This window comes from Krasilnikovia cinnamomea (genome assembly GCF_004217545.1).
In the GTDB taxonomy this organism is placed as follows: Bacteria; Actinomycetota; Actinomycetes; order Mycobacteriales; family Micromonosporaceae; genus Actinoplanes; species Actinoplanes cinnamomeus.
This window is the reverse complement of record NZ_SHKY01000001.1, coordinates 6,852,715-6,867,621: the sequence shown is the minus strand read 5'-3', so window position 1 is coordinate 6,867,621 and position 14,907 is coordinate 6,852,715. Positions and strand designations below refer to the sequence as shown.

General features: G+C 74.4%; 1 protein-coding gene (only partly in view). It reads right to left on the bottom strand.

Annotated features, from left to right (window positions below):
• On the bottom strand, positions 1-14,901 hold the 5' portion of the coding sequence (locus EV385_RS35450) for a type I polyketide synthase (RefSeq protein ID WP_242625162.1). 13,278 nt of this gene lie to the left of the window's left edge; the window shows 14,901 of its 28,179 coding nt (coding positions 1-14,901); it begins with the start codon at positions 14,899-14,901; its stop codon lies off the left edge, out of view.
• Between the last annotated feature and the right edge of the window lie 6 nt (positions 14,902-14,907).

Below are 14,907 nucleotides of genomic sequence, written 5' to 3'. Positions count from 1 at the left end.
GTAGGAGGTGCCGGCGCGGTCGGGGTCCGGGTCGTACAGGTCGTCGAGGTTCCAGCCGCGGTCGGTGGGGAACCCGGTGATCGCGTCGGTGCCGTCGAGCAGCAGCTGCCACAGCTGCTCGGGGGTGCTGACGCCGCCGGGGAACCGGCAGGCCATGCCGACGATGACGACCGGGTCGTCGCTGACCGGCGACGACACCGTGCCGGTGGCGCCGCGCCCGTCGGCGCCGAGCGGGTCGGCCGCCAGGTACGCGGCCAGCACCGTCGCGGTCGGGTAGTCGAAGACCAGGGTCGCGGGCAGCGTGCGGCCGGTCTCGGCGGCGAGCTGGTTACGCAGTTCGACCGCGGCCAGCGAGTCGAAGCCCAGCTCCCGGAACGCCTTGTCGGGATCGATGTCGGCGGCGCCGCGGTGGCCGAGCACGTGCGCGACCCGGCCGCGGACCAGTTCCAGCATCGCGTCCACCCGGTCGGCCGGGGCGAGTGCGGTGAGCCGGTGGGCGAGCCCGGTGGCGGGCGCGGCGGCCGCGGCCGCGCGGCGGGCCTGCCGCGGCGCGAGATCACGCAGCAGGGCCGGGATCACATCGGTACGGGCCCGCAACGCCGCCGCGTCGACCCGGACGGGCACCACGGTCGCTACCGGCGAGTCCAGCGCCGCCGCGAACATCCGCAGCCCGTCCTCGGCCGGGATCACGGGCAGGCCCTGCACCTGCATCCGCCGCCGGTCCACCTGCGACAGCTGCTGCCCGAACCCGGCGCCGACATCCCACAGCGAGAAGGCGACGGCCGTGGCCGGCAACCCCAGCGACCGCCGGTGCGCGGCCAGCCCGTCCAGGAACACGTTCGCCGCCGCGTAGTTGGCCTGGCCCCCCGCGAGGACCAGGCCCCCCGCCGACGAGAACATCACGAACGCCGCCAGGTCCCGGTCGGCGGTCAGCTCGTGCAGCCACCAGGCACCGTCCGCCTTCGGCGCCAGCACCGCGTCCAACCGCTGCGGCGTCATCGCCTCCACCAGGCCGTTGTCGCCGACCCCGGCCGCGTGGAACACCGCCGTCAGGTCCTCGATGCCCGCCAGCAGTTGCGCGACGGCGGCGCGATCGGAGACGTCGCAGGCCACCACCCGCGCACCCAGCTCCGCCGCCAGCTCGGCGGCGCCCGGCGCCTGCGGGCCGCTGCGGGAGGTCAGCACCAGCTTGCGCACCCCGCGCTCGGCGACCAGGTAGCGGGCCACCACCGCGCCGATCCCACCGGTACCACCGGTGATCAGCACGGTCCCGTCGGGGTCGAACACCACCGGCACACCCGCGTCGCGGACCGGACTCAGGCGCGGCACCCACACCTCGCCGTCGCGGACGGCGGCTTCCGGCTCCCCCGACGCCGCGATCGCCGCCAGGGTTCCGTCGCCGACCTCGGCGCCGGCCTCGATGAGCGTGAACCGGCCGGGGAACTCCACCTGCGCCGCGCGCACGAGACCCCACACCGGCGCCTGTACCACGTCGTCCGGCCGGGTCACCACCACCAGCGGCGACCCCGACGCGGCCGCCGACCGCACCGCCGCTAACACCCGCGACGCCACCACGCGAACGGCCGACGGCACCGCGAGGTCCGGCGTCTCGCACCGCAGCACATCGACACCCGCCGCGTCGCCGTGCGGCACCCGCGTGCGGCGCCAGACCACCTCGAACAACGGGTTCGTGGTCAACTGGTCGCGGGTCACCGGCCGGCCGGTCATCGAGGCGGCGCTCAGCACGGGCTGACCGGCCGGGTCGGTCACGGTCAGCGACAGCCGCAGGTCGCCGTCGCGAACCAGGCGGACGAGGACGGCGGTGGCGCCGACCGCGTGCAGGGCCACGCCGGTCCAGGCGAACGGGACCGCCGTGTCCGTGCCGGTGTCGCGCAGGATCGTGGCGTGCAGGGCGGCGTCCAGCAACGCCGGATGGATGCCGTACCCGTCGGCGGAGACGTCGTCCGGCAGCGCCACCTCGGCGAACACCTCGTCGCCGCGTACCCATGCCGCCCGCAGACCCTGGAACGCCGGGCCGTAGCCGAAGCCCCGCGCGGCGAACGCCGCGTAGGCGTCGCCGACGTCGACGGGTTCCGCGTCGGCGGGCGGCCACGTGGCCGGCTCGGCCCCGGCCGCGACCGTGGCCGGGCTCAGCAGGCCCGCGGCGTGCCGCACCCAGGCCGGGGCGCCGCCCGAGTACACGGCGACGGTGCGCCGCCCCGACTCGTCGGGTGCGCCGATGACGACCTGGATCGGCACCGGCCCGTCGGCCACCACCAGCGGCGCCGCGAGGGTCAGCTCGTCGAGCACGCCGCAGCCCACCTCGGCACCCGCCCGCAGCGCCAGCTCCACGAAACCGGTGCCCGGCAGCAACACCGAACCCAGCACCGCGTGGTCCGCCAGCCACGGCTGCGCGGACACCGACAACCGTCCCGTGAACGCCGCGCCGCCGTCCGGCGACCACACCACGGCACCCAGCAGCGGGTGGTCGAGCGGGGTCACGCCGAGCGTGGCCGGGTCACCGCCGGCCGCGACGGCGTCCAGCCAGTACGACTGGCGCTGGAACGCGTACGTCGGCAGGTCGACCGCGCGGGCGCCGGTCCCGGCGAACCAGGCGGCCCAGTCGACGGCCACGCCGTCGACGTGCAGCCGGGACAGCGCCGCGAGGACGGCGGCCAGCTCACCGCGGTCACCGCGCAGCAGCGGGACGAGTACGGCGCCGTCGAGGCTGTCCTGGGCCATGGCGGTCAGCACGGCGTCCGGCCCCAGCTCCAGGAACCGGGTCGCGCCGCGGTCCCGCAGCGCCGCGAGGTTGTCCGCGAAGCGGACGGTGTCGCGGACGTGATCCACCCAGTACCCGGGGTCGGTCACGTCCCCGGACGCCTGGACGGCGATCCGTGGCTGGTGGAACGTCAGAGCGCCGACCACGGCGCGGAAGTCGTCCAGCATCGGCTCCATCAGCACCGAATGGAACGCGTGCGACACCCGCAGCCGCTTGTGCTCCCAGCGCGCGGCCAGGGCCAGCACCTCGTCCTCGACGCCGGAGAGCACCACCGCGCGCGGGCCGTTCACCGCCGCGATCGACACCCCGGCGGTGAGCAGCGGCAGCACCTCTGCCTCGGCGGCGCGTACGGCGACCATGGCGCCACCGGGCGGCAGCGCCCGCATCAGGCGGGCCCGGGCGGTGATCAGCGTGCACGCGTCGGCCAGCGACAGCACCCCGGCCACGTGCGCCGCGGCGACCTCTCCGATCGAATGGCCGGCCAGCAGGTCCGGCCGTACACCCCACGACTCGACCAGGCGGAACAGCGCCACCTCGAGGGCGAACAGCGCGGGTTGCGCCATCCCCGTGTCGTCGAGCGCCGCCGGGTCAACACCCCAGGCCACGTCGGCGAGCGGGAGGCCGAGCTGCGCCACCACCGCGTCGAATGCTTCGGCGAATACCGGGAACCGGGCGTGCAACTCCCGGCCCATGCCGAGGCGCTGCGAGCCCTGACCGGTGAACAGCACCGCCGTCGCGCCGGTCGGGCGGGCCCGGCCGGTGATCACGTCCGGGGTGGACTCACCGGCCGCGTACGCGGGCAGGCTCTCCGGGTCGACGACGGCCCGGTGTTCGAGGGCCGCGCGGGTGGTGGCCAGCGAGTACGCGACGTCGAGCGGGTGCTCTCGTACGGTGAGCAGCCGCCGCGCCTGCGCGCGCAGGCCGTCGGGGGTGGCCGCCGACAGCAGCCACGGGGTGGGCCTGTCGGTGCTGTCCCGCTCGGGGTGGGCGGGCGTCGCGGGGCCCTGCTCCAGGATGAGGTGGGCGTTGGTGCCGCTGATGCCGAAGGAGGAGACGGCGGCGCGGCGGGCCCGGCCGGTGTCCGGCCACGCGCGTTGCGCGGTGAGCAGTTCGACCTCGCCGCCCGTCCAGTCCACGTGCGGGGAGGGGGTGTCGGCGTGCAGGGTGCGCGGTGCCACGCCGTGCCGCAGCGCCAGCACCATTTTGATCACTCCGGCCACGCCGGCGGCGGCCTGGGTGTGCCCGATGTTCGACTTGACCGACCCGAGCAGCAGCGGGGTCTGGCGGCCCTGCCCGTACGTGGCCAGCAGCGCCTGCGCCTCGATCGGGTCGCCGAGGGTGGTGCCGGTGCCGTGCGCCTCGACCACGTCGATGTCGGCGGCGCTCAGACCCGAGTTCGCCAGCGCCTGACGGATGAGCCGCTGCTGCGCGGTGCCGTTGGGTGCGGTGAAGCCGTTGGACGCGCCGTCGGAGTTGACGGCGGTGCCGCGGATGACGGCGAGGATCCGGTGGCCGTGGCGCCGGGCGTCGGAGAGCCGTTCGACCAGCAGCACACCGGCGCCCTCGGCCCAGCCGACGCCGTCCGCGTCCGCGCCGAACGCCTTGCACCGGCCGTCGACCGACAGGCCGCGCTGCTTGCTGAAGTCGATGAGCATCCCGGGGGTCGCCATCACCGTGGCGCCGCCGGCCAGGGCGAGGTCGCACTCCCCCTGGCGCAGCGCCTGGGCGGCGAGGTGGATCGCGACCAGCGACGAGGAGCAGGCGGTGTCGACCGTGACGGCCGGACCCTCCAGCCCGAACGTGTACGCGACGCGCCCGGAGACGACGCTGCCGCCCGCGGTGGCGGCGGGGTTCACGTTGAGTGCGTAGTCGTGGTACATGACGCCGGTGAACACGCCGGTCCGGCTGCCGCGCAGCGATCCCGGGTCGATGCCGGCGCGTTCCATCGCCTCCCACGAGGTTTCCAGCAGCAGCCGCTGCTGGGGGTCCATCAGCTGGGCGTCGCGCGGCGAGATGCCGAAGAAGGCGGGGTCGAACCGGTCCGCGTCGTGCAGGAAGCTGCCGTGCCGGGTGTAGCTCTTGCCGTCCTTGCCCGGCTCCGGGTCGTACAGGTCGTCGAGGTTCCAGCCACGGTTGGTGGGCAGCTCGCCGACGGTGTCCACGCCGTCGAGGACGAGCTGCCACAGCTCTTCGGGGGTGGTGACGTCGCCGGGCAGGCGGCAGGCCATGCCGACGATGGCGATGGGTTCGTCGCCGCCGGTCCGGACCTTTTCGGGTACGGCAACGCCGGTGCCGGTGCCGGTGCCGCCGAGGCTGGCGTCGAGGTGCCCGGCGACGGCTTCGGCGGACGGGTGGTCGAAGACGAGGGTGGCGGGCAGCGTCAGGCCGGTGCTCGCGTTGAGCTGGTTGCGCAGTTCGATGGCGGTCAGCGAGTCGAAGCCGAGTTCCTGGAACGCGCGGCCGGGTTCGATCGCGTCCGCCGAGGCGTGCCCCAGCACCGCAGCGACGTGGGCGCGCACGAGGTCCAGCAGGGTGCGGCGGCGCTCCCCCGCGCCCAGCCCGGCGAGCCGTTGCGCCAGCCCGGTCGTCGGCGCCACCGCCGTGCTCGCGCGGCGGGCGGGTGGGACCAGATCGCGCAGCAGGGCCGGCACCACATCGGTACGCGCCCGCAACGCGCGCCCGTCCACCCGGACCGGCACCACCGTGGACAGCGGCGAGTCGAGGGCGGCCGCGAACATGCGCAGCCCGTCGTCGGCGGAGATGACGGGCAGGCCCTGCGCCGCCATCCGGCGCCGGTCGGTCTGCGTCGACTCCTGACCCAGCCCGGCCCCGACGTCCCACAACGAGAACGCCACCGCCGTGCCGGGCAGCCCCAGCGACTGCCGGTGCGCGGCCAGCCCGTCGAGGAAGACGTTCGCGGCCGCGTAGTTCGCCTGACCCCCGGTGAGCACCAGCCCACCGGCCGAGGAGAACATGACGAACGCGGAAAGGTCCCGCTCCAGCGTCAGCTCGTGCAGCCACCAGGCGGCGTCCGCCTTCGGCGCGAGCACCGCGTCGAAGCGTTCCGGGGTCATCGCCTCGATGAGACCGTTGTCGCCCACACCGGCGGCGTGGAACACCGCGGTCAGGTCGTCGATCCCGGCCAGCAGCTCCGCCACCGCCGCCCGGTCCGAGACGTCGCAGGCCACGACGCGGGCACCCAACTCCGCGGCCAGTTCGGCGGCGCCCGGCGCGGCCAGGCCCCGGCGGGACGTCAGGACCAGCTTGCGCACGCCACGCTCGGCGACCAGGTACCGGGCCACGACCGCCCCGATGCCGCCGGTGCCGCCGGTGATCAGCACGGTCCCGTCGGGGTCGAACGCCACCGGCACGCCCGCGTCGCGGACCGGCCGCAACCGTGGCACCCACACCTCGCCGTCGCGGACGGCGGCCTCCGGCTCCGCCGACGCGACGATCCCGGCCAGCACGTCTTCGCCGACCTCGCCGGCCTCCACCAGCGTGAACAACCCGGGAAACTCCACCTGGGCCGCCCGCACCAGGCCCCACACGGGTGCCTGCGCCACCTCACCGGGCCGGGTCACCACCACCAACCGCGACCCCGCCCGGGCCGCCGCCTGCACCGCCGCCAGCACCTGCGCGGTCACCGCGCGCAGCGCGGACGGCACCGTACCCTCCGGCGTCTCGCACCGCAGCACCCGCACGTCCGACAGTTCGCCGCGCGTCACGGGCGCCCGCCGCCACGCGACCTCGAACAGTGGGCCGGCCGCGCCGAGCCGGGTGGCGGAGGTGGCGCGGCCGACCATGGAGCCGACGGTGAGGACGGGCCGCCCGGCCGTGTCCGCGACGGTCAGCGACACCTCGGTGTCGCCGGCCCGGACGAGGTGGACGCGGACGGTCGAGGCGCCGGACCCGTGCAGGGACACGCCGTTCCAGGCGAACGGGATCACCGTGGTGTCGCCGCTGTTGCGCAGGATCGCGGCGTGCAGGGCGGCGTCCAGCAGTGCCGGGTGGATCCCGAACCCGTCGGCCGGGACGCTGTCCGGCAGCGCCACCTCCGCGAACACGGCGTCCCCGCGTACCCATGCCGCCCGCAGACCCTGGAAGGCCGGGCCGTAGCCGAAACCGCGCGCGGCGAGCTCGTCGTAGGCGCCGCTCAGGTCGAGCGGCTCGGCGCCGGCAGGTGGCCACGGCGTCGTGGGTGCCGCGACGGGCGCGGCGGTGGGGACGAGCCGCCCCGACGCGTGCTGGACCCAGCCGCCGTCCGGCCCGGAGTGGATCTGTACGGCGCGGGCGCCGTCGTCGTCCGGGGCGCTCACGGCGACGTGGATCTGCGCGGGTTCGTCGGCCAGGACCAGCGGGGCCGCGAGGGTCAGCTCGTCGAGGGTGCCGCAGCCGAGCTCGGCGCCCGCCCGCAGCGCCAGCTCCACGAAGCCGGTGCCGGGCAGCAACACGGAACCGAGGACCGCGTGGTCCGCCAGCCATGGCTGCGCCGATACCGACAACCGCCCGGTGAACACGGCACCGCCGTCCGGCGACCGCACCACCGCGGCGAGCAGTGGGTGTCCGGTGCTCTGCAGCCCGGCCGCCGTGACGTCACCCACCTTCGGTGTGGGCCAGTACCGCTCCCGCTGGAACGGATAGGTCGGCAGGTCGATCCGGCGGCCGCCCGCGACCAGCGGCGCCCAGTCCACAGCGACCCCGGCGACGTGCAGCTTCGCCAGCGCCGTCACCGCAGCGGCCTCCTCCGACCGGTCCCGCCGCAGCACCGGCACCACCACAGCCCCGTCCGGCACCACACCGGCAACCATCCCGGACAACACCCCGTCCGGACCCACCTCCAGGAACCGCGACACCCCACGCTCCGCCAACGCCGCGAGATTGTCGGCGAACCGGACCGTGTCCCGCACATGCGACACCCAAAACTCCGAGTCGGTCACATCCCCAGCAGCCTGCACCGCAATCCGCGGCGGCTGGAAGGTCAACCCGCCAACCACCGCACGGAACTCGTCCAACATCGGATCCATCAACACCGAATGGAACGCATGCGACACCGACAACCGCTTCGACCGCTCAAACCCGGCAGCGACCGCGAGAACTTCAGCCTCCACCCCGGACAACACCACCGCGTCCGGGCCGTTCACCGCCGCGACCGACACCCCGCCGGTAAGCAGCGGCAACACCTCCGCCTCCGACGCCGCCACCGCGACCATCGCCCCACCAGACGGCAGCCGCTGCATCAACCGGGCCCGCGCCCCGACCAACACACACGCATCCGCCAACGACAACACCCCAGCCACATGCGCCGCCGCGATCTCACCGATCGAATGCCCCGCCACAACATCAGGGCGCACACCCCACGACTCCACCAACCGGAACAACGCCACCTCAAGCGCGAACAACGCCGGCTGCGCCATCCCCGTCCGGCTCAGCGCAACGGCGTCGTCACCCCAGACGACGTCCCTGAGGGGAAGGTCCAGCCGCGCCACCACCGCATCAAAAGCCTCGGCGAACACCGGGAACCGGGCATACAACTCCCGACCCATACCGAGACGCTGCGAACCCTGACCCGTAAACAGGAACGCCAGCGAACCCTCCACGGCCTGACCCCGCGCGACCTCCACCGGGCCGTCGGCACCCGGCAACAGCACCGCCCGATGGGCGAAGGCCGACCGCGAAGCCACCAAGGAGTACGCCACGTCCAACGGCGCATCCGTCAGGGCGGTCAGCCGCCGCGCCTGCGCATCCAAGGCCTGCGGCGTCCGCGCGGACACCACCAGCGGCACCACCGCCCGCGTCTCGACCGTCGGCGTGTCGTCCGCCTGCGTCCCGATCGGCGACGTGGCGGGCGCCTGCTCCAACACCACATGCGCGTTGGTGCCGCTCACCCCGAACGACGACACACCGGCCCGGCGCACCCGGCCGGTCTGCGGCCACGCCGTCTGGGACGTCAACAGCTCGACCGCACCCGACTCCCACTCCACATGCGACGAGGGGGTATCCACGTGCAGGGTCCGGGGCGCGACGCCGTGCCGCATCGCCAGCAGCATCTTGATCACTCCGGCGACACCGGCGGCGGCCTGGGTGTGCCCGATGTTCGACTTCACCGACCCCAGCAGCAGCGGAGTCTCCCGCTCCTGCCCGTACGTGGCCAGCAGCGCCTGCGCCTCGATCGGATCACCCAGCGTCGTGCCGGTGCCGTGCGCCTCCACCACGTCCACATCAGCCGGGGAGAGGCCGCCGCTGGCCAGCGCCTGCCGGATCACCCGCTGCTGCGACGGGCCGTTCGGGGCGGTCAGGCCGTTCGAGGCGCCGTCGGAGTTCACCGCGCTGCCGCGCAGTACGCCGAGCACGGGGTGACCGTGGCGGCGGGCGTCGGAGAGCCGTTCCAGGACGAGCATCCCGGCGCCCTCGGCCCAGCCGACCCCGTCGGCCGCGTCGGCGAACGACTTGCACCGCCCGTCGGCCGACAGGCCGCGCTGCCGGGAGAAGGCGACGAACGTTCCGGGGGTGGACATGACGGTCACCCCACCAGCCAGCGCGAGGCTGCACTCCCCCTGCCGCAGCGCCTGCGCCGCCAGGTGCAACGCGACCAGCGACGACGAGCATGCCGTGTCGACCGTGACCGCGGGACCCTCGAACCCGAAGGTGTATGCGACGCGCCCCGACGCGATGCTGGGTGAGCTGGCGGTGCCCTGGTAGCCCTCGTACTCCTCGCCGAGCAGGGTGCCGTAGTCGTTGTACATCACACCGGCGAACACGCCGGTGCGGCTGCCCCGCAGCGACACCGGGTCGACGCCGGTACGTTCCAGCGCCTCCCAGGAGATCTCCAGCAGCAGCCGCTGCTGCGCGTCGGTGGCGGTGGCCTCGCGCGGCGACATGCCGAAGAAGTCGGGATCGAACTGGTCGGCGTCGTGCAGGAAGCCACCGGAGCGGGTGTACGAGGTGCCCGGCCGTTCCGGGTCGGGGTCGTACAGGCCGTCGAGGTCCCAGCCGCGGTTGACCGGGAAGCCGGTGATGGCGTCGGCGCCGTCCAGCACCAGCTGCCACAGTTCCTCGGGTGTCGTCACCCCACCCGGGTAGCGGCACGCCATGCCCACCACCACGATCGGGTCGTCGGTCGTGGACACCAGGGCCGGCAGCCGCCCGGCGGGTTCGGTCGCCGTACCGAAAAGCTCGTGGTCGAGGTATTCGGCCAGGGTGGTGACGCTGGGGTAGTCGAACACCACGGTCGCGGGCAGGCGCAGGCCGGTCAGGGCGCTGATGGTGTTGCGCAACTCGACCGCCGTGAGCGAGTCGAAGCCCAGGTCGCGGAAGGCCCGGCCGGGGTCGATCGCGGACGCGCTGACGTGCCCGAGGACGTCGGCGACCCGGCCCCGGACGAGGTCCAGCAGGGCGTCGGCCCGCTCGTCCGCGCCGAGGGACGCGAGCCGACGCAGCGGCCCGGCGTCGCCGGAGGCGGGACCGGCCACCGCGCGGCGGGCAGGGCCACGGATCAGGCCGCGCAGCACCGCGGGCACCTCGCCGCGGGCGCGGATCGCGGCCAGGTCGAGGCGGATCGGTACGAGGACCTCCGCGCCCGTGGCCAGGGCCCGGTCGAAGAGGGCGATGCCCTGCGCGGCGGTGAGCGGCGGCGTGCCGGAGCGTGCCATGCGGGCCAGGTCCGCGTCCGACAGTGTCCCGGTCAGGCCGGCGGTGGACTCCCACGGCCCCCACGCGAGGGAGACGGCGGGCAGGCCGAGGGCCCGGCGGTGCCGGACGAGGGCGTCGAGGAAGGCGTTGCCGGCGGCGTAGTTGCCCTGGCCGGGCATGCCGAGGGTGGCGGCCGCCGAGGAGAACACGACGAAGGCGTTGAGCGTCGGCAGCAGTTCGTGCAGGTGCCAGGCCGCGTCGGCCTTCGGCCGCAGCACGGCGTCCATCCGGTCCGGCGTCAGCGATTCGAGCACGCCGTCGTCGAGGACGCCCGCCGCGTGCACCACCGCCGAGATGTCGTGCTCGGCGACCAGCGCCGCCACGGCCGCCCGGTCGGCGACGTCGCAGGCGGCGACGGCCGCGTCCGCGCCCAGCGCGGCCAGCTCGGCGACCAGGTCGGCGCCGCCGCCGCTGCGGCTGGCCAGCAGCAGTCTACGTACGCCCTGAGCGGCCAGGTGCCGGGCCAGCAGACCGCCGAGGCCACCGGTGCCGCCGGTGATCAGGACGGTGCCGGTCCCCCAGTCCACGGGCGCGTCCGCCGCGCGTTGGGCGACCCGGGTCAGCCGGGCGGCCAGGAGGGCGCCGTCGCGGATGACCAGCTGCGGTTCGTCGACTGCCAGGGCGTGCGGCACCTGGGTCACGTCGTCGGCGTCGATGAGGGCGAAGCGGCCGGGGTGTTCCGATGCCGCCGTACGGATCAGCCCGTGGACGGCGGCGGCGGCCGGGTCGGCGCCGGTGGTGGCGCCGCGCGTGACGAAGACCAGCCGGGATCCGTCGAACCGGGTGTCGGCCAGCCACCGCTGCGCCAGGCCCAACGCGTGCGTGGCGAGGTCGTGGGCCGAACCGACGACCTCGTCGCCGCCGGTGATCGGCACGACGACCGCCGTGCCGCCGGGCACCGAATCCAGGTCGGTGACGTGTTCGCCGTCGAGACCCCACGGGTCGGGTCCGACCACGGTCATCGGCTGCGGGACGGCGGGCTGGGCGGCGGGCACCCAGCTCAGCTCGAACACCGCGTCGGCGAGATCGTCGCCGTCCTTGGGCAGCGCCCGGGTGGCCAGCGCGTCGATCGTGGCGACGGGTGCGCCGGACGCGTCGGCCACGGCGATCGCGGCCGTGCCGTCGGCGCTGCGGCTCAGGCGCACGCGGATGGTGGTGGCGCCGGAGGCGTGCAGCCGCACGCCCTGCCAGGAGAACGGGACGCCGCCGCCGTCGGGGTCGAACCGGGCGGCATGCAGCGCGCTGTCCAGCAGGGCAGGGTGCAGGGTGTAGCCGGAGACGTCGGTGCCGTGGGGCAGGGTGGCTTCGGCGTACAGGTCGGCGCCGTGCCGCCACACCGCCCGAAGGCCCTGGAAGGACGGGCCGTAGCCGAACCCGTCGTCGGCGAAGCGTGCGTAGAAGCCGGTCAGGTCGACCGGTTCGGCGCCGGGCGGCGGCCACGGGGCGGCGTCGGCGGCGGGCGTCGCGGTGCCGGGGGCGAGCGCACCGGTCGCGCACTGGTGCCAGGCCGCGTCCACGTCGTCGGGCCGGGAGTGGACGGTGACCGTACGGCGTCCGGCCGGGTCGGGCGGCGCGACGAGCACCTGGAGCTGGACGGCGTCGCGGGTGGGCACGGCGACGGGGGCGGTCAGGGTCAGCTCGTCGATGCGGCCGCAGGCGACCTCGTCACCGGCGCGGACCAGCAGCTCCACGAACGCGGTGCCGGGCACCAGCACCCGGCCGCCGACGACGTGGTCGGCCAGCCAGGGGTGGGTGCGTACGGAAAGCTTGCTGGTGAACAGGAAGCCGTCGCCACCCGCGAGTTCCACGGCCGCGCCGAGCAGTGGGTGTCCGGTGCTCTGCAGCCCGGCCGCCGTGACGTCACCCACCTTCGGTGTGGGCCAGTACCGCTCCCGCTGAAACGGATAGGTCGGCAGGTCGATCCGCCGCCCACCGGCGACCAGCGGCGCCCAGTCCACGGCGACCCCGGCGACGTGCAACCGGGCGAGGGCGGTCAGCGCGGTGGCCTCTTCCGACCGGTCCCGCCGCAACAGCGGCACCGCCAACAGGTCTGCGACCAGCGCGGACAGCACCCCGTCCGGACCCACCTCCAGGAACCGGGACACCCCGCGTGCGGTCAACGCCGCGAGATTGTCGGCGAACCGGACCGTGTCCCGCACATGCGACACCCAATACTCCGGATCAGTCACATCCCCCGAGGCCTGCACCGGAGTCTGCGGCTGGTGGAACGTCAGGGTTTCGACCACCTGCCGGAAGTCGTCCAGCATCGGGTCCATCAACACCGAATGGAACGCATGCGACACCGACAACCGCTTCGACCGCTCAAACCGGGCCGCCAGCGCAAGAACCTCATCCTCGACACCAGACAACACCACCGCGTCGGGGCCGTTGACCGCCGCGACCGACACCCCGCCGGTGAGCAGCGGCAACACCTCCGCCTCCGACGCCCGGACCGCGACCATCGCCCCACCAGCGGGAAGCCGCTGCATCAACCGGGCCCGCGCCCCGACCAACACACACGCATCCGCCAACGACAACACCCCGGCCACATGCGCCGCCGCGATCTCACCGATCGAATGCCCCGCCACAACATCAGGGCGCACACCCCACGACTCCACCAACCGGAACAACGCCACCTCAAGCGCGAACAACGCCGGCTGCGCCATCCCCGTCTGGCTCAGCGCGGCGGAGTCGTCACCCCAGACGACGTCCCTGAGGGGAAGATCCAGCTCCGCCACCACCGCATCAAAAGCCTCGGCGAACACCGGGAACCGGGCATACAACTCCCGACCCATACCGAGACGCTGCGAACCCTGACCCGCGAACAGCAACGCCAGCGAACCCTCCACGGCCTGACCCCGCGCAACCTCGGTCACGCCATCGGCACCGGCCAGCAACACCGCCCGGTGCTCGAAGGCGGCCCGGGACGTCACCAACGTGAAGCCCAGGTCCCGTGGCGGCGCGTCCTGTGGCAACCGGGCGATCTGCGCGTCCACCGCCGGTGCGGACTTCGCGGAGACCAGCAGCGGGACCAGTGCGTCCGCGTCCACATCGGAGGGCGCGGAAACCGGCTCCGGGTCGGGGGCCTGCTCGATCACCACGTGGGCGTTGGTGCCGCTGACGCCGAACGACGACACGCCCGCGCGGCGGGCCCGGCCCGTCTCGGGCCACGCGGTCGCCTCGGCGAGGAGCCGGACGGCCCCGGCCGACCAGTTCACATGGGAGGTCGGCTCGGCGGCGTGCAGTGTCCGGGGCGCGATGCCGTGCCGCATCGCCATGACCATCTTGATCACACCGGCGACACCGGCGGCGGCCTGGGTGTGCCCGATGTTCGACTTCACCGACCCCAGCAGCAGCGGAGTCTCCCGCTCCAGCCCGTACGTCGCCAGCAGCGCCTGCGCCTCGATCGGATCACCCAGCGTCGTACCGGTGCCGTGCGCCTCCACGACATCCACGTCGGCGGGCATCAGTTCGGCGACGGCCAGCGCCTGGCGGATGACCCGCTGCTGCGACGGACCGTTCGGGGCGGTCAGGCCGTTCGAGGCACCGTCCTGATTCACCGCGCTGCCGCGCAGCACCGCGAGGACGTCGTGACCGTTGCGGCGGGCGTCGGAGAGCCGCTCCAGCACCAGCTGACCGGCGCCCTCGGCCCAGCCGACCCCGTCCGCGGACTCGGCGAACGCCTTGCACCGCCCGTCCGCGGACAGGCCGCGCTGGCGGGCGAACTCGACGAAGGCGTGCGGGGTGGACATCACCGTGATGCCGCCGGCCAGGGCCAGGTCGCATTCGCCCTGCCGCAGCGCCTGCGCCGCCAGGTGCAACGCGACCAGCGACGACGAGCACGCCGTGTCGACCGTGACGGCGGGGCCCTCGAAGCCGAACGTGTACGACAGGCGGCCGGACAGCACGCTGGCGACCAGGCCGGTGTCCGCGTGCGCCTCGGATCCGCGCAGCAGTTCGGCGTAGTCCTGCCCGTTGGTGCCCGCGAAGACACCGGTACGGCTGCCGCGCAACGCGTACGGATCGATCCCGGCCCGTTCCAGCGCCTCCCAGGTGATCTCCAGTAGCAGCCGCTGCTGGGGGTCCATGCCGAGGGCCTCGCGCGGTGAGATGCCGAAGAAGGCGGCGTCGAAGTCGGCCGGCCCGCTGAGGAATCCGCCGCGCGGGGGCAGGCCCTGCGCGGCCAGTGCGGCGAGGTCCCAACCACGGTCGGCGGGGAAGTCGGCAACGGCGTCGCGCCCGTCCGCGACCAGCTCCCACAGCTGCTCGGGCGAGCTCACCCCGCCCGGGAAGCGGCAGGCCATGCCGATGACGGCGATGGGCTCGTTCTGGCGGGACTTCAGTTCCCGCACCCGTTCGCGGGCGCGGCGCAGGTCGGTGGTGACGCGCCGCAGGTAGTCGACGGCCTTGTCGCGCTGCTCGTCCTGCACTGCCGC